Source organism: Nonomuraea rubra, from assembly GCF_014207985.1.
GTDB classification, from domain to species: domain Bacteria; phylum Actinomycetota; class Actinomycetes; order Streptosporangiales; family Streptosporangiaceae; genus Nonomuraea; species Nonomuraea rubra.
This window is the reverse complement of record NZ_JACHMI010000001.1, coordinates 5186938-5202297: the sequence shown is the minus strand read 5'-3', so window position 1 is coordinate 5202297 and position 15360 is coordinate 5186938. Positions and strand designations below refer to the sequence as shown.

Sequence of the window (15360 nt, the reverse complement as noted above, 5' to 3'; positions counted from 1 at the left end):
CCCCGCTCACGCGGCCCGGCACTCCTCCAGGAACGGCAGCACCCGGGCCAGCACCTGGCGTGAGCGCCGCGGGGCCTGGCCGTGGTCGGAGTCCGGGACGGAGAAGAACCGGGCGCCGTGGGCGAGCGCGTGGTCGCGCATCGGGTCGTGCCACGGGTCGGCGGTGCCCGCGTACATCAGGACGGGCACTCCGGAGGCGGCCAGGCGCGGGCCCAGGCCCGGCTCGCGGGAGAACCTGTCGTAGTTCGCCCGGTACGCGGCCGGGTCGCCCGCCTCGATGACCGCCACCTGGTACGGGTGCCCCAGCGCGCCCTGCTTGACGAGCTCGTACACGTCGTGGTCGCCGGGCAGCCCGAGCGCGGCCAGCACCGCCGGCACCCGGGACCGGAAGCCGTCCGGGTCGAAGCCGCCCGCCACCAGGCGGGTCAGCCGCTCGGGCGCGTACGCGGCCACGGCGTACCCGGTCATGGCCCCCAGCGAGTACCCCCAGAAAGCGGCCCGGTCGAGGCCGAGGTCGTCCAGGACGGCGGTGACGGACTCGGCCCGGCGCTCCGCCGCGTACGCCTCCGGCTCGTGCGGCGCGTCGCTGGCACCCAGCCCGAGGGGGTCGACGGCGATCACGGTGTGGGAGGCGGCCAGGACGCCGGTGTAGCCGAGGTGCGCCCAGTGGCCGCCGTCCTCGAACATCCCGGGGTGCAGGACCACCGGCGAACCTCCGCTCCCGGCGACCTGGTAGGCGATGCGATGTCCGTTGCTGCGCGCGTAGTGCACGATCAGAACCCCCTGAGCAGGAACGTTACCTCTTGTAACGAGAGCCCATCCTGGAGGATGATCGACGGGTCCGAAAGGAGGCACTTTCTTGTCGCAACGGAACACCGCCGTAACGGACCAGGTCACCGACTGCCCGCTGCCCGAGGTGCTGCGGCTGATCGGCGACAAGTGGTGCATCCAGATCCTGGTCGAGCTGGGCGCGGGGCCGCGCAGGTTCACCCAGCTGGAGCGCGCGATCGAGGGCGTCAGCCGCCGCATGCTGACGCTCAACCTGCGCAACCTCGAACGCAACGGCCTGGTCACCCGCACCGTCCACCCGGACGCGCCGCCGAGTGTCGAGTACGCCATCACGCCGCTGGCCGAGGACGTCCGCGAGCCCCTGGAGCTGCTCGCCGAGTGGGCCCGCCGGGCCACCCCGGCCCTGATCGCGGCACGGCAGGAGTACGACGCCCGGCCTCGCGGCCTGTGAAGCGTGAGTATTTACATCGATATTTGATATAAATACGCCCGTGCCTTCTCCACCTGGGGATCCCGCCCTCGGCGCGCTGGCCCGCGCGATCGAGGACTTCAACGGGTACTTCATCCGGCTCCCGTCGGTCGGCAGGCTGAGCTTCTCCAGCCTGTCGGTGCTGCACACCCTGTCCCGCAGGGGGCCGATGAGGCTGACCGCGCTGACCGCGACCGAGCAGCTCAAGCAGCCCGCGCTGACCAGCCTGGTCGCCAAGCTGGAGCGCGACGGGCTGGTGGCGCGCGGCCCCGACCCGCGCGACCGGCGTGCGGCGCTGCTGTCCCTCACCCCGGAGGGCGAGCAGGTCGTACGGTCGCGGCACGCGGAGCGCGTGGCGCGGCTGGCGCGCGTGGCCGGACACCTCGACGAGGAGGAGCGGGCGGAGCTCGCCGGTTACGCGCGGCTCCTGGCCCGGATGACGGAGATCGCCGCGCGACTCGACGGTCTGGAGGATTGATGAGCATGCCGAACCGCCCCTTCCCGCTGGAGCCGGTGCCGCTGCACGTGCCGGACGAGGTGCTGGACGATCTGCGCCGCAGGCTGGCGGCGACCCGGTGGCCGCTCGACGCGGGCAACGACGACGGCCGTTACGGGGTGCGGCGGGCGTACCTGGAGGAGCTGGTCGCCTACTGGGCTGACGGCTTCGACTGGCGGGCCGCCGAGCGGGCGATCAACGCCTACGAGCACTACCGCGTGGACGTCGGCGGCGTGCCGGTGCACTTCATGCGCAGGCCGGGCGCCGGCCCCGATCCGGTGCCGCTGATCCTGAGCCATGGCTGGCCGTGGACGTTCTGGCACTGGTCGAAGGTGGTCGATCCGCTCGCCGATCCGGCCGCGCACGGGGGCGACCCGGCGGAGGCGTTCGACGTGATCGTGCCGTCGCTGCCCGGCTTCGGCTTCTCGACGCCGCTGGCGCACCACCCGGACATGAACTTCTGGAAGATCGCCGACGTCTGGCACGAGCTGATGACCGGCGTGCTCGGCCACGACAGGTACGCCGCCGCGGGCTGCGACGTCGGCGCGCTGGTCACGGGGCAGCTCGGCCACAAGTACGCCGGCGAGCTCTACGCCATCCACATCGGCTCGGCGCAGAAGCTCACCTTCTTCAACGGCGACCGGGCCTGGGACTTCAGCGGCGGCGCGCCCATCCCGCCCGGCCTGCCCGCCGAGGTGCACGACCGGTACGTCGAGCTGGACCGGCGCTTCGCGGTGCACCTGGCCGCGCACATGCTGGCCCCGTCCACGCTCGGCTTCGGCCTGGCCGACTCCCCCGCCGGCATGCTGGCCTGGATCCTGGAGCGCTGGGCGAAGTGGTCGGACAACGGCGGCGACGTGGAGCGCGTGTTCAGCAAGGACGACCTGCTCACCCATGCCACGATCTTCTGGGCGGGCGGCGGCATCGGCACCTCCATCCGGACGTACGCCAACAACAACCGCTACCCGTGGGCACCGTCGCACGACCGCAACCCGGCGGTCGAGGCGCCCACCGGCATCACGTTCGTCGACTACGAGAACCCGCCCGGCGTGACGACCGGCGAGCAGCGGATCCGCGGCTTCCTCGACGGCGACAGGGCGGCCTGGTACAACCACGTCAGCATCACCGCGCACGACCGCGGCGGCCACTTCATCCCGTGGGAGATCCCCGGGGAGTGGGTGGCGGACCTGCGCCACACCGTGTACCGGGCGTCCGGGGTGGTCACTTCCCGCAGGTGACGATCACCAGCGTGACGATCGTGGTCAGGACCAGCACCATGACCGCCACCACGGCCACCTCGGTGCGGCTGACGTGATCGGCGAAGCGGCGCGGCCCCTCCTGCGCGGCGCGTTCGTTGAACTCGTTGAGCCGGCTGGCCAGGTGCTCCCCGCTGCGCCGCAGTTCGAGCTCGATCGCCGCCAGGACGAGCCGCTCCCGCGGTGACAGGCCGTCCACGCCGTCACTCCGCCACTCGCCCGCCGGCGTGCGGATAGTGCAGGTCGAAGGCCGGTCGTTCGGAACGGATGCGCGGCATGTCGGTGAAGTTGTGCCGGGGCGGCGGGCAGGAGGTGGCCCACTCCAGGGAGTTGCCGAAGCCCCAGGGATCGTCCACGACCACCTTCTTCGCCTTGCGCGCGGTGTACCAGACGTTGAACAGGAACGGCAGCGTCGAGGCCCCCAGGATGAACGCCCCGATGGAGGAGACCAGGTGCAGGTCGGTGAAGCCGTCGTCGGGGCCGTAGTCGGCGTAGCGGCGCGGCATGCCGGCCACGCCGAGCCAGTGCTGGACCAGGAACGTGGTGTGGAAGCCGATGAACAGCAGCCAGAAGTGCAGCTTGCCGAGACCTTCGTGCAGCATGCGGCCGGTCATCTTGGGCCACCAGAAGTAGAACCCGGCGAACATGGCGAACACGACGGTGCCGAAGACCACGTAGTGGAAGTGGGCCACCACGAAGTAGGTGTCGGTGATGTGGAAGTCGAGCGGCGGCGAGCCGAGGATGACGCCGGTCAGGCCGCCGAGCAGGAACGTGATGAGGAACCCGACCGCGAACAGCATCGGCGTCTCGAAGCTCAGGTGCCCGCGCCACATCGTGCCCGTCCAGTTGAAGAACTTCACGCCGGTCGGCACCGCGATGAGGAAGGTGAAGAAGGAGAAGAACGGCAGCAGCACCTGCCCGGTGGGGAACATGTGGTGCGCCCAGACGGTCATCGACAGCCCGGCGATGGCGATGGTGGCGCCCACCAGGCCGATGTAGCCGAAGATCGGCTTGCGGCTGAAGACGGGCAGCACCTCGGTGATGATGCCGAAGAACGGCAGCGCGATGATGTAGACCTCGGGGTGGCCGAAGAACCAGAACAGGTGCTGCCAGAGCATCGCGCCGCCGTTGCCCGGGGCGAAGTACTGCGTGCCGACCTTGCGGTCGGCCTCCAGCGCGAGCAGCGCCGCGGCCAGCACGGGGAACGCCATCAGCACGAGCATGCTGGTCAGCAGCACGTTCCAGGTGAAGATCGACATGCGGAACATGGTCATGCCGGGGGCGCGCATGCAGATGATCGTGGTGATGAAGTTGACCGCGCCGAGGATCGTGCCCACGCCGGCCAGGCTCAGCCCCATGACCCACAGGTCGCCCCCGATGCCGGGTGAGAAGACCGCGTCCGACAGCGGCGTGTAGGCGAACCAGCCGAAGCTGGCCGCTCCCGACGGGCTGAAGAAGCCGCTGACCGCGATGAGCCCGCCGAACAGGAACAGCCAGAAGCTCACCGCGTTCAGCCGGGGGAAGGCCACGTCCGGCGAGCCGATCTGCAGCGGCATGATCACGTTGGCGAACCCGGCGAACAGCGGGGTGGCGAACAGCAGCATCATGATCGTGCCGTGCATGGTGAAAAGCTGGTTGTACTGCTCGTTGCTCACCAGCTGCAGGTCCGGGCGGACGAGCTCGGCCCGGATGATCAGCGCCATGACGCCGGCGAGCGAGAAGAACACGAAGGAGGCGATCAGGTACATGTAGCCGATGACCTTGTGGTCCGTGGTCGACAGCCAGCTCGCGATGATGCGGCCCTTGCTCGTCGACTCGACCGGCGCCGCGGCGGACGTCAACGGTCTGTCAGTACGCGGTTCGTCAATGGTCACCGGAGACCCCCCATTTGCCCCGTGGTGCTCTCGGCGCCCTCATATGAAGGTGTTTTCGCAGGTCAGCGCCGTACGACGGGCTTACCCCCTCCGTGGGGACCTATGCCGGTATCGCCTGGCGGGCCGGGCTCGGGCCTGCGGGGAGACCTCAGATAACCTCCTGAACGTCCAGTTTGGGAGGGAATGGGTTGTCGGGGGTTGTCGCGGCGTTCGCCGCCTTGGTGTCGGTCGCCGTGCTCGGCTACGTCATCGGAGTCATCGGCCTGCTGCGGGCCAGTGACGAGCTGGTGCTGTCGCGGCTGGCGTTCTTCGTGGCGACGCCGGCGCTGATGTTCGCCACCGTGTCCCGGGCCGATCTGGGCGCGCTGCTCTCGCCGGTGCTGCTGACGGAGATCATTGCGGTGGCGGTCACACAGCTCGTGTTCGTGCTGGTGGCGAAGCTGCTCTGGCGACGGACGACGGGGCAGGCCACGATCGGCGCGCTGGCCTCGTCGTACGTCAACGCCGGCAACCTCGGCGTGCCGATCTCGCTGTACGTGCTCGGCGACGCCGCCCTCGTCGCGCCCATCCTGCTCTTCCAGCTCCTCGTCCTGACCCCGGTCTCCTTCCTGATCCTCGACCAGGGCTCGCGCTCGCCGCGCGCGGTGCTGCTGCTGCCGTTCCGCAACCCGCTCACGGTCGCCTCCCTGCTCGGCCTGGCGTTCGCGCTCAGCGGCATCTCGCTGCCGGTCACGGTCATGCGCCCGATCGACCTGCTCGGCGGTGCGGCCGTGCCGGTGGCGCTGCTGGCGTACGGGCTCAGCCTGTACGGCTCGCGCCGGGCGGCGAGCGCCCCCGAGGAGGACGGCGTCGGCAAGGACATCGCGCTGGCGGTGACGCTCAAGGCGTTCGTGCAGCCCGCGCTCGCGTACGTGACCGCCCGCTTCGCGCTGGGCCTGGACGGCACGCACCTGCTGGCGGCGACGTTGTTCGCGGCGCTGCCCACCGCCCAGAACATCTACGTCTACGCCGTCACCTACGACACCGGCAGGCGCCTGGCGCGCGGCGCGGTGCTGCTGACCACGGGATTGTCCATCCCGATCATGACGGCGATCGGCGCGGTGCTCGGCTGACGGAATTTTCTCGGGGAACGTTGTCGATCCGGGCTACCGCTGGACGACGCATTGATGACAACGATTCCCCGAGGAGGGACCCGACATGCAGAAGATCACCACGTACCTGTGGTTCGACCACCAGGCCGAGGAGGCCGCCACCTTCTACACCTCGCTGTTTCCCGCCTCCCGCATCGTCAGCGTGCAGCGCTACGGCGAGGCGGGGCCCGGTGAGGCGCAGAAGGTGATGATGGTGGAGTTCGAGCTGGCCGGGCAGCGGTTCCTCGCCCTGAACGGGGGGCCGCAGTTCACGTTCACCGAGGCGGTCTCCCTGTACGTGAACTGCGAGTCGCAGGAGGAGGTGGATGAGCTGTGGGCCAAGCTCACCGAGGGTGGGGAGGAGTCGCAGTGCGGGTGGCTGAAGGATCGGTGGGGGTTGTCGTGGCAGATCATTCCCAGGCAGCTGGAGGAGCTGCTGCGGCATCCTGATCCGGCTGTGGCGCAGCAGGTGGCGAAGGCCATGCTGGGCATGCAGAAGATCGACGTCAATGCGTTGCGGGCGGCCGCCGGCGAGTAAGCCCGGACCGTTAGGACGGCAGCATCGTGTCCACGTCGAGGACGAGGGAGAACGGGTCGTCGTAGCCGCTCCAGGCGTCCGAGCCGGCCAGCATCTCCGTCTGGTCGAGCAGGCAGCCGTCCAGCAGGTCGCAGATGTGCCGGCGATCGAGGTCGGGGCCGGTGAAGACGAGGTGCTGCACGCGGTCGCCTGTCACGGGGTTCCAGTCGAGGGCGGCCACGGCGCGGCGGGCGGGGCGGCAGGCGTCCCACGCCGACGGGGGCCGGGCGGCCAGCCACGGCCCGGCGTCGTGCACGGTGAGCCGCCCCGCCACCGAGTCCCAGGCCAGCAGGCGGTCGTGCCGGCAGGCCAGCCAGAACCGGCCGCGCCCGCGTACCGTGCAGGCGGCCAGCTCCTCGGTGACCTGGAACAGGCGGCCGGGGTGCAGGGGCCGCAGCCGGTGCCAGACGACTGTGGTGACCGCGCCGGTCCTCGCCTCGCACGGCAGCAGAGCGGTGGCAGGATCGACGCGGTCGGCCAGCTCCTCGGTGCACACCGTCCGCCCGGCCAGCGGGGGCAGGCCGTCCCGTACGTGGTGGACGGGGGTGGCGGGCGCGAGGTGGGCGAGCACCGCCCGCGCCAGCTCGCCGTCCTCGGCGTCGCCGCCGTCGAGGACGAGGTGGGTGGCGTACTCGACCTGCCTGGCCAGCACCTCGGCGACGTAGCGTTCGTCGCGGCCGGGCAGGCGGTCACCGCGCAGGATGTCGACGGGCATGTGACGGGCGTCGAGCGCGGTGAGCGCGGCGGCCAGCCGCAGGCCCGCCCGGGCGGCGACGGCCTCGGCGAACGGGCGCGGCTCCGCCGTGTCCTCCAGCTCCACCACCAGGAGGGCGGCACCGGGGAGCGGCCAGAGGTCGCGCTCGTGATGCATCGCCACCGATCCCGGATGATCGGCCAGCAGCCGCCGCACGACGGCCGCGCGGGCGCCGGCGTACGGACCGGAGACCAGAACGACAGGAGTGGTCACGCGAGCCTCCTCAAACCAGAATGAAAACCATTATCGCATCCTGGCACACCGGAACTCCTCCGCCGACTTGATGTCAACCAGACTTGAGGTCCTAGCGTGACGCCTGACCGTTCCCACAAGAAGGGTGATCACGATGCGCCTGACCACGAGCCTGCCCACGGACGACAGAGGCGTCCCCGACGTCGCCAAGGCGCGCCACCTGGAGCAGCTCGGCTACGACGCCGTGGGCATGGCCGACGTGATCGTCGGGGACGGCACGCCGGGCGCGGACCCGGCACTCACACTGGCCGCCACCGCTGCCGTCACGGACCGGATCGGGCTGGAGTTCGGGGTGCTGAGCCTGCCGTTGCGCCCGGTGGCGTGGGTGGCCTCCCAGATCCAGACGCTGCAGCAGCTCTCGGGCGGCCGGGTGGTGCTCGGCGTGGGGATCGGCGGCTTCCCCGGCTCGCCGTTCTGGCGCGCGGTCGGCGCTCCGGCGACCGGCCGTGGCCGCTGGACCGACACTGCACTGCGAGCCCTGCCAGGCCTGATCGCCGGAAGACCCACCCTCGTGGGCGAGACCGAGGTGACGCTCGGGCCGGCCGCCGCCGTCCCGCCGATCCTGGTCGGCGGCAAACTCGGAGGCGGCCATGCGCCGCGCGATCCTGTACGGGGACGGCTGGGCGCCCTCCCTCATCACCCCGTCCGGCCTGGCGGCCAAGGTGGCCCGGCTGCGAGAGCTGGCCGGCGAGCTCGGCCGCCCGGTGCCGCAGGTCTCGGTGGGCGGCCACGCCATCCTGGTCGACGACCATGACGCCGTCGAGTCGTTCGTCGCCTCGCTGACCGGGCCGCACGGCATGGCGGAGGAGGTGGCCAGGGACATCCCGGTCACGGGCGGCGCGGAACGGGTGGCCGAGCGCCTGGCCGCGTACGCGGAGGCCGGGGCCGACGCGGTCGGGCTGGGGCTGGACGGCGGGGAGTGGATGCGGCAGGCGGAGATCCTCGCGCAGGCACGCGCGCTCCTGACCGACTGAGCGGGCGCCAACGCCCCGGGCTCGGCGACACCTGGGCGCCGGACGGCCGGAGGGACGCCCGGCTGGGGCTCGCCCATCTGCCCCACGCCTGACCCTCACCGCCTCCATCGCCCTGCCCCTCGTCGCCCCGCCCCACCGCGCCGGACCCCGCCGCCTCCCCCGCCACCCCGGCCCCGTCGCGTTATCACAGCGCCACCACACCCTTCCTGAGCCCTGCCCCACGCGCGACAAGCTTCCTGAATGTGGCGAAGCACACCGTTGTCGTTAACTTTCCTGACAGATCCCTGTCCATATGCTCGACTTACTGTCGGCGAGGCTGCACCCCCCTCTAGGAGGTTCGTCGATGGAACGCCGCCATTTCCTGCGCGCCTCGGTGCTCGGCGCCGGCACGATCGCCTTCTCCGGCAGTCTCTGGCAGGGAGCGGCCCTCGCCGCGCCCGCCCAGAACGCCCCCGGCCCGTACGGCGCCCTGCAGGCCGCCGACGCCAACGGCATCCACCTGCCCGCCGGCTTCACCAGCAGGGTGATCGCCCGCTCCGGCCAGTCCGTCCCGGGCACGTCCTACACCTGGCACAACGCCCCGGACGGCGGCGCATGCTTCGCCGATGGCAGCGGCTGGATCTACGTGTCCAACTCCGAGATCAACCCGGGCGGCGGCGCCTCGGCCGTCCGCTTCGACGCCGGCGGGAACGTCACCTCGGCCTACCGGATCCTGTCCGGCACCCGTACGAACTGTGCCGGTGGCAAGACGCCCTGGAACACCTGGTTGTCGTGCGAGGAGGTCAGCCGGGGCTTCGTCTACGAGACGTACCCGTTCGGCGGCACCGCCGTGCAGCGGCCCGCGATGGGCAGGTTCAAGCACGAGGCCGCCGCGGCCGACCCCGTACGGCGGGTCATCTACCTGACCGAGGACGAGCCTGATGGGCGGTTCTACCGCTTCGTCCCCACCACCTGGGGCGACCTGTCGTCGGGCACCCTGCAGGTCCTGATGGCGGGCTCCGCCACCTCCGGCTCCTTCACCTGGGCGAACGTCCCCGACCCCGACGGCTCACCGACCGCCACGCGCAGCCAGGTGTCCGGCTCGAAGTCCTTCAACGGCGGCGAGGGCTGCCACTACGCGGACGACACCGTCTGGTTCACCACCAAGGGCGACAACCGCGTGTGGCAGGTCGACCTGACCGGCAACACGTACGAACTCGCCTACGACGACAGCCTGGTCAGCCCGGGCACACCACCGCTCACCGGCGTCGACAACGTCACCGGCTCCTCCTCGGGCGACCTCTACGTGGCCGAGGACGGCGGGAACATGGAGATCTGCCTGATCACGCCCGATGACAAGATCTCGCCGTTCCTGCGGATCAACGGGCAGAGCGCGTCGGAGATCACCGGGCCGGCCTTCAACCCGGCCGGTGATCGTCTGTACTTCTCGTCCCAGCGCGGGACGTCGGGATCGTCGTCGGGCGGCATCACGTACTGCGTGACCGGCCCCTTCCGCACCTGACCCGATCGAACGGCACCCGGCAGCGCCGCCACTCTCCCCTCCACACCGGCGCTGCCGGCACCGTCACCACCGTCGGCGCCCTCCGGCACCGGTGGGCACTCCCGAGACCGTTCACTCCTCGCGGGGACGCACGTTGGCGAGCATGCCCGCCACGGTCGGGCTGTCGGGCCGGTACAGATCCAGCGGATCCGCGCGCATCGCCGCATCGAGGGCGCGGGCGTCGTCCCCGACCAGGATGCGCCAGGTGCCCGCGCGTACACCGTCAAGGATGACCGTCGCGGCGTCGGCGGCCGACAGCGGCGCGTTGTCGCGGAACGCCTCGCCCATGCCCTTGACCACCACCCGTACCTCCTCGTCACTCAGCCGGTCGGCGGGAACGCCCGTGACGGCGGCGGCGAGCGGGCGAGCGTCCGCGAGCTCCTCGGCGGTCATGTCGTCCGGCTCGGAGCGACCGTGGATCCGGCGGGAGTTGATCACGATCCCGGTGCCGACGTGACCGGGCATCACCAGCGCCACGCGTACGTGCGGCGCGTTGAGCCGCAGATCCGTCAGCATCGCCTCGGAGAAACCCTTCACGGCGAACTTGGCGGCGCTGTAAGCGCTCATCGGCAGTCCGGGGCCGGCCGCCCAGAACCCGTTGACGCTGCTGGTGTTGACCAGGCAGCCCTCGTCACTGGCGATCAGGAGCGGCATGAACGCGCGCGTGCAGTTGTACACCCCGCCCCAGCAGACGCCGAACGTACGCTCCCACTCGGCTCGCGGGCTGGTGACGAAGCTGTTGCCGCCGCTGATGCCGGCGTTGTTGAACAGCAGGTTGATGTGGCCGATCCCGTGCCGCTCGACCACCTCGTCGCGGAACCTCGTCACCTGGGCCTCATCCGACACATCGCACCGATGGGTCGTGACCCGCACCTCACCACCGCCCGGTGAGGCTTCGGCGGCCCGCTCGGCGGTGACGGCCAGCCCGGCCTCGTCGACGTCGCAGGCGGCGACCGAGCAGCCCTCGGCTGCCAGCTGAACGACCAGCTCGCGCCCCATCCCGCCGCCGCCTCCGGTGACGACGGCCATCATTCCCGTGAACGATCTCATCGACCAGCCCTTTCGTCGCTCACCACCCTCGCACGCGGCCGGGCGGCCATCAACGCGTTCGGCGAGGGCGGCGAGCCCCACCCCTCCCACGCGGTATCCCACGGACAGAACGCGGAGCCGACCCGTACACCCCCCGAACCCGCACCGGTCACGGCGTCGACTCCCGCGCACCGGGCTGACCCCCACCCGCGGCTGGCTCCCTCCCTATACTCCAGACTTGACCGTTCGACGAGGTCAAGCGCCCCTTCCCCAGGGAAGGCGCCGAGGCGGGAAATTTCCGTGGCGGCAGGCGCAAGAACCCGGCACCGGCTCCGACCACATGGTGAACGGCGCCCACAGGGGTGCCGCCCAACCTTGAGGAGATGACATGAAATTCCTGTTGATCATGCACGTGAACCCGCAGGTATGGGACACGCTGACCGAGGAGCAGCGCAACGAGGTGATGAACGGCCACGGCGCGTTCATGGAGACCATCACCAAGTCCGGCGAGATGATCAGCACCGCGGCGCTGGCCGACCCGTCGCAGAGCGCGGTGGTGCGGGTCCGGCGCGGCACCCCCGTCGTGACGGACGGGCCGTACCTGGAGGCCAAGGAGTTCCTCGGCGGCTACTACCTGGTGGAATGCGACAGCCGGGAACGCGCTCTGGAACTGGCCGCGCTCATCCCTGACGCCGGCGTCGAAGGTCTCGGCATCGAGGTACGCCCGGTCGTCTTCGCGGGTACGGCCGACGGCTGAGCACGGTGAAGTTCCTGCTGAACGTCTACGTGACCGCTGCCGCACCGCCGGGGGAAGGCCTCGACCACGAGCGGATCCTGGCCACGGCCGCGCGTTCGGGCGAGCTCATCAGCGGTCACGCCCTCGCCGACCCCTCCATCAGCGCCTTCGTACGGGTCCGCGACGGTGTGGTGGCGGTGAACGAGGGCCCGTACCTGCAGGCGCTCCACCATGTCGCCGGCCAGTACCTCCTCGACTGCGACAGCCGGGAACGCGCCATCGAACTGGCCGGCCTCATGGCCGGCGGCCATGCCTGGGGCGTGGAGGTCCGGCCGCTGATGGACACAGCCGGCCTGGAGATGTGAGAACGCCCTGACCGGCCGAGGACCTGCTCCACGCGCCCACGCCCCCGCGCGGGTCCTCGGCGCGGTCCCGCACCGCAACCCCCGCCTACCCCTGCACCGCAGACGTCTCTCAGACCCCTTCACCGCACACATCTCTCACACCGCCGCACCCGCCGCACCGCAGACATCTCTCTCCCACACCGCCGCACCGCACGCATCTCTCTCATTCCGTTGCACCGCAGATATCTCCCTCACGAACACCCGCACCACACGCAGCCCTCACGTACTACTCCATCGCAGCCAGCCCCACTTCCACTGCGCACGCACCGCTCCCCACATGGCCCCTACGCCGCCGCACCTTGTCGTCCGGGCGGCATCGAGGCGCCATAAATCAGTTCGGCCCCGGCACCAGCCTGGGTTAGGCTGCGCCAATGCCAGAGGGGCACATCGACAAGATCGCCGAGGAGACCGGTTTCTCCGGCGTGGTCTGGATCGACCGGGACGGCCAGATCGAGTTCGCAAAGGCCTACGGTCTGGCGAACCGCACCTACCACGTTCCCAACACCGTGGACACCCGATTCGGCATCGCCAGCGGCAGCAAGGGGTTCACCGCCCTGGCCGTGCTCTCGCTGGTCCGTGACGGCGCACTGGGGCTGGACACCACCGCCCGCTCCCTGCTCGGCAAGGACCTCCCGCTGATCGCGGACGACGTGACCATCGAACATCTGCTCACCCACACCTCCGGCATCGGCGACTACCTCGACGAAGAAGTCAACACAGACATCACCGACTACTTCATCGGCGCGGCCCACGAACTGACCACCACCGAGGCGTTCCTGCCCCTCCTGGACGGGCATCCCACCAAGTTCCGAGCCGGTGAGCGGTTCGCCTACTGCAACGGCGGTTTCGTCGTCCTGGCCCTGCTGGCGGAGCGGGCCGGCGGCGCCGGTTACCACGACCTGGTCCGGGAACGGGTGCTCCGCCCGGCCGGCATGACCAGAACCGACTTCCTCCGCTCCGACGAGCTACCCGCCGACGCGGCCGTGGGCTACCTTCCCTTGGACGGGGTGAACCGCTCCAACATCTTCCACCTGCCGGTGCTGGCTACCGGCGATGGCGGCATCCACACCACCGCCGCCGACATCTCCACCTTCTGGCGTGCGCTCTTCGCCGGCGACATCGTGGATTCCGTCGAAGAGGTGGTACGGCCACGCTGCGCCGTACCCGAAGAGTCGCTGCGCTACGGTCTTGGCTTCTGGCTGCACGAAAGCACCGACACGGTGATCCTCGCCGGGTACGACGCCGGTGCGTCCTTCAAGTCCACACACGACCCGCACACCGGCACCACCCGCACCGTCCTCTCCAACACCTCCCCCGGCGCCTGGCCCATCGCCCGCGCTCTCGCACTCTGAGCACCGACACGTCCCGCCGAACAGCACGACTGGGCTCGCGGCCCCGCCTGGACCTCGCAGCTCAAAGGCGCCGACCTACCCGTTCAGGCATCGGCCTCACCCACGCCCAGCCAGCTCGGGCGTCACCCACGCGCAGGCATCGGCCTCACCCACGCTCAGCCAGCTCGGGCGTCACGCACGCGCAGGCATCGGCCTTGCCCGCGCCGCCCCCAAGCGTTGTCCACGATCACACAGCAAGCCCAACCACGCTCACGCATCCAGGCCTTACCCACGTCCAACGCATCTGGCCCTTCCCCGGCTCGCTTCGGACCACTGTCGCCGCGGAGCCGGCAGGGCCGCCGGTGCGTGCCCTGCCGGCTGTCTTCCGTCAGGAACAGGGGCTCGCGGACCACGTGATGTAGCCGGTGACCCTGCCCCAGGTCGAGACCTCGCCGTCACAGAATTCCGTCTTGACCCCGACCAGGTTGGTGCGGGCGGGGTCGGAGAAGTACTGGGTGTTGCACATGTAGCCGGCCCGGCAGATCGGAGCGGCCTGCGCGGTGGCCGGTACGGTGGCGAGCGCGGCGCTCGCCAGGGCGGCGACGGCCAGCACGCGACGGATCATGAATCGTCCTTCCTGAGCGTGGGAGCGGTGGGGTCAGCTGCAGGTGTTTCGGTTCAGGTCCCTCGTGGGCGGTACGCACACCCACGGTCTCCGGTCAGAAGCAGGGGCTTTCGTACCAGGTCTGATAGGGGCCGCGGACTCCCCAGGTGCGGGTGGTCCCGTCGCAGTCCTCCTGTTTGCCGCCGACGGCGTTGGTGAGGGCGGCGTCGGAGTAGTAGGTGGTGGTGCAGTAGTGGTCGATTCTGCAGGCCCTGGCGTTGGCCGCAGCGACCGGCAGGACACCGAGGGTGGCGGCGGCCAGAGCTGCGGCGAGGAGCGCACGACGGATCATCGACGGTCCTTCCTGAGTACTGAACAGCACAGAGGTTTCGCGGCTTCGCGGGCGCCCCAGCCGATGATCGAAATAATGCGTCCTGCGGGAAGAAAAGGCAAGAGGGGCTCATATTCCATCGTGCCCGTATGTTTCAGTACGGCATTTCGGCCCGTAGTAACTCTCGCAAATCCTGCAAGCCATACGTGCAACACTGCAGCTCAGCCCCGACGATGGCGACTCCTCGAACGCACGATGATTCGGGGCGTCGAAAAGTTCTTTTCGGCCCGCCGAGCATGCTTCAGCCTCCTATGCCACGGTCGTCAAATTGAGCAGGGAATGGACCGCCATCCGGACATCCGGAACGCTTCATGAATCACCGATGACCGGCATCACGACCATCCGCAACTGGCCCGCGTCGCCTCTCGCGAAGTGCTAACGACGGCGGCATAGACACGATCCTCGACATGGGCCACAGCCCTCCTCATGGCCGCAATCTTCGGCACGCGCCACAAACCTCCGCACGGACCGCAAGCCTCCGCACAGGCCGCGCACAAGCCACCGGGCCGTGCGCAAGCCTCCGCACAGATCGGAAGCCTCGGGCACGGACCACAAGCCTTCGACATGGGCCACAGCTTCAGGCCCGGGCGGCAAGCCTCCTGCTGCGGCCGTCATCCTCGGACATGGGCGCGATCCTCCACACGGCGCAAACCCCCCGTGGACGCGGCCGACCAGCTCCAAGGCACGCGATGGTCCCGTTGGCATCGAGTAGTGGGGCACGTCTGTCTTCCGCTTCGGCAAGACTCCCGAAAGC

17 protein-coding genes and 1 pseudogene are annotated in these 15360 nt (G+C 70.1%); 11 read left to right on the top strand and 7 right to left on the bottom strand.

Annotation, left to right across the window (positions count from 1 at the left end; all coding sequences use genetic code 11):
- Nucleotides 1-6: 6 nt before the first annotated feature.
- A complete protein-coding gene (locus HD593_RS23690; protein WP_185104309.1) occupies nucleotides 7-771 on the bottom strand; it encodes an alpha/beta fold hydrolase in 765 nt (254 codons plus the stop codon).
- An 88-nt stretch (nucleotides 772-859) separates the two neighbouring features.
- On the opposite strand from HD593_RS23690, the gene HD593_RS23685 reads away from it, so the two are divergent.
- From HD593_RS23685 to HD593_RS23675, 3 genes are read left to right on the top strand one after another with little or no spacing between them, the layout of a single operon-like run.
- Nucleotides 860-1240 (top strand): winged helix-turn-helix transcriptional regulator, encoded by a 381-nt coding sequence (locus HD593_RS23685; protein WP_185104308.1) that lies wholly within the window; start codon nucleotides 860-862, stop codon nucleotides 1238-1240.
- 40 nt (nucleotides 1241-1280) lie between these two features.
- Entirely contained in the window at nucleotides 1281-1736 is a 456-nt protein-coding gene (locus HD593_RS23680; RefSeq protein ID WP_312903648.1) for a MarR family winged helix-turn-helix transcriptional regulator, read from the top strand.
- 5 nt (nucleotides 1737-1741) lie between these two features.
- Entirely contained in the window at nucleotides 1742-2992 is a 1251-nt protein-coding gene (locus HD593_RS23675) for an epoxide hydrolase family protein (protein ID WP_185104307.1), read from the top strand.
- On the opposite strand, the gene HD593_RS23670 is transcribed toward HD593_RS23675, so the two are convergent.
- Together HD593_RS23670 and ctaD are read right to left on the bottom strand one after the other, a co-directional pair.
- Nucleotides 2976-3209, bottom strand: a complete 234-nt coding sequence (locus tag HD593_RS23670; RefSeq protein WP_185104306.1) for a DUF3040 domain-containing protein — start codon at nucleotides 3207-3209, stop codon at nucleotides 2976-2978. The genes HD593_RS23675 and HD593_RS23670 overlap by 17 nt on opposite strands.
- A 4-nt stretch (nucleotides 3210-3213) precedes the next feature.
- Nucleotides 3214-4851, bottom strand: coding sequence for an aa3-type cytochrome oxidase subunit I (gene ctaD, locus HD593_RS23665; RefSeq protein ID WP_221524915.1), 1638 nt, complete (start codon nucleotides 4849-4851; stop codon nucleotides 3214-3216).
- 221 nt (nucleotides 4852-5072) lie between these two features.
- Here ctaD and HD593_RS23660 point away from each other — a divergent pair, with 221 nt between their 5' ends.
- Together HD593_RS23660 and HD593_RS23655 are read left to right on the top strand one after the other, a co-directional pair.
- Nucleotides 5073-5996 carry an AEC family transporter gene (locus tag HD593_RS23660; RefSeq protein WP_185104304.1) on the top strand — a complete coding sequence of 308 codons (924 nt, stop codon included), beginning with the start codon at nucleotides 5073-5075 and terminating at the stop codon, nucleotides 5994-5996.
- Between the two features lie 85 nt (nucleotides 5997-6081).
- Nucleotides 6082-6552 (top strand): VOC family protein, encoded by a 471-nt coding sequence (locus tag HD593_RS23655; protein ID WP_185104303.1) that lies wholly within the window; start codon nucleotides 6082-6084, stop codon nucleotides 6550-6552.
- 10 nt (nucleotides 6553-6562) lie between these two features.
- On the opposite strand, the gene HD593_RS23650 is transcribed toward HD593_RS23655, so the two are convergent.
- Nucleotides 6563-7558 carry a GTP-binding protein gene (locus HD593_RS23650; protein ID WP_312903646.1) on the bottom strand — a complete coding sequence of 332 codons (996 nt, stop codon included), beginning with the start codon at nucleotides 7556-7558 and terminating at the stop codon, nucleotides 6563-6565.
- 133 nt (nucleotides 7559-7691) lie between these two features.
- On the opposite strand from HD593_RS23650, the pseudogene HD593_RS61645 reads away from it, so the two are divergent.
- The 3 genes and pseudogenes from HD593_RS61645 to HD593_RS23640 form a co-directional block, all read left to right on the top strand.
- Nucleotides 7692-8111: pseudogene (locus HD593_RS61645) on the top strand (LLM class flavin-dependent oxidoreductase); the annotation flags it as partial.
- A gap of 76 nt (nucleotides 8112-8187) precedes the next feature.
- Nucleotides 8188-8571, top strand: a complete 384-nt coding sequence (locus HD593_RS61640; protein ID WP_246546696.1) for an LLM class oxidoreductase — start codon at nucleotides 8188-8190, stop codon at nucleotides 8569-8571.
- Nucleotides 8572-8914: 343 nt separating this feature from the next.
- Nucleotides 8915-10072 (top strand): alkaline phosphatase PhoX, encoded by a 1158-nt coding sequence (locus tag HD593_RS23640; protein WP_185104302.1) that lies wholly within the window; start codon nucleotides 8915-8917, stop codon nucleotides 10070-10072.
- 111 nt (nucleotides 10073-10183) lie between these two features.
- Here HD593_RS23640 and HD593_RS23635 read toward each other — a convergent pair whose 3' ends face one another.
- A complete protein-coding gene (locus HD593_RS23635; protein ID WP_185104301.1) occupies nucleotides 10184-11161 on the bottom strand; it encodes an SDR family NAD(P)-dependent oxidoreductase in 978 nt (325 codons plus the stop codon).
- 367 nt (nucleotides 11162-11528) lie between these two features.
- Between HD593_RS23635 and HD593_RS23630 the strand changes: the two genes are divergently transcribed.
- The 3 genes from HD593_RS23630 (at nucleotide 11529) to HD593_RS23620 (ending at nucleotide 13632) form a co-directional block, all read left to right on the top strand.
- Entirely contained in the window at nucleotides 11529-11897 is a 369-nt protein-coding gene (locus HD593_RS23630; RefSeq protein WP_185104300.1) for a YciI family protein, read from the top strand.
- Nucleotides 11898-11902: 5 nt separating this feature from the next.
- Nucleotides 11903-12241: a YciI family protein gene (locus tag HD593_RS23625; RefSeq protein WP_185104299.1), complete on the top strand. Its 339-nt coding sequence runs from the start codon at nucleotides 11903-11905 to the stop codon at nucleotides 12239-12241.
- 410 nt (nucleotides 12242-12651) lie between these two features.
- The gene (locus tag HD593_RS23620; RefSeq protein ID WP_185104298.1) at nucleotides 12652-13632 is read left to right on the top strand and encodes a serine hydrolase domain-containing protein; all 981 of its coding nucleotides are present in this window, start codon (nucleotides 12652-12654) and stop codon (nucleotides 13630-13632) included.
- Between the two features lie 367 nt (nucleotides 13633-13999).
- On the opposite strand, the gene HD593_RS23615 is transcribed toward HD593_RS23620, so the two are convergent.
- The gene (locus tag HD593_RS23615) at nucleotides 14000-14236 is read right to left on the bottom strand and encodes a DUF6289 family protein (RefSeq protein WP_185104297.1); all 237 of its coding nucleotides are present in this window, start codon (nucleotides 14234-14236) and stop codon (nucleotides 14000-14002) included.
- A 94-nt stretch (nucleotides 14237-14330) separates the two neighbouring features.
- Complete coding sequence (locus HD593_RS23610) at nucleotides 14331-14567, bottom strand: DUF6289 family protein (protein ID WP_185104296.1); 237 nt, start codon at nucleotides 14565-14567, stop codon at nucleotides 14331-14333.
- Between the last annotated feature and the right edge of the window lie 793 nt (nucleotides 14568-15360).

Bases quoted from the DNA above. Each gene is read 5' to 3' on its own strand.
- HD593_RS23675 (WP_185104307.1), top strand. From the start codon at position 1,742: ATGCCGAACCGCCCCTTCCCGCTGGAGCCGGTGCCGCTGCACGTGCCG.
- HD593_RS23655 (WP_185104303.1), top strand. From the start codon at position 6,082: ATGCAGAAGATCACCACGTACCTGTGGTTCGACCACCAGGCCGAGGAG.
- HD593_RS61640 (WP_246546696.1), top strand. From the start codon at position 8,188: ATGCGCCGCGCGATCCTGTACGGGGACGGCTGGGCGCCCTCCCTCATC.
- HD593_RS23640 (WP_185104302.1), top strand. From the start codon at position 8,915: ATGGAACGCCGCCATTTCCTGCGCGCCTCGGTGCTCGGCGCCGGCACG.
- HD593_RS23635 (WP_185104301.1), bottom strand. From the start codon at position 11,161: ATGAGATCGTTCACGGGAATGATGGCCGTCGTCACCGGAGGCGGCGGC.
- HD593_RS23630 (WP_185104300.1), top strand. From the start codon at position 11,529: ATGAAATTCCTGTTGATCATGCACGTGAACCCGCAGGTATGGGACACG.
- HD593_RS23620 (WP_185104298.1), top strand. From the start codon at position 12,652: ATGCCAGAGGGGCACATCGACAAGATCGCCGAGGAGACCGGTTTCTCC.
- HD593_RS23615 (WP_185104297.1), bottom strand. From the start codon at position 14,236: ATGATCCGTCGCGTGCTGGCCGTCGCCGCCCTGGCGAGCGCCGCGCTC.
- HD593_RS23610 (WP_185104296.1), bottom strand. From the start codon at position 14,567: ATGATCCGTCGTGCGCTCCTCGCCGCAGCTCTGGCCGCCGCCACCCTC.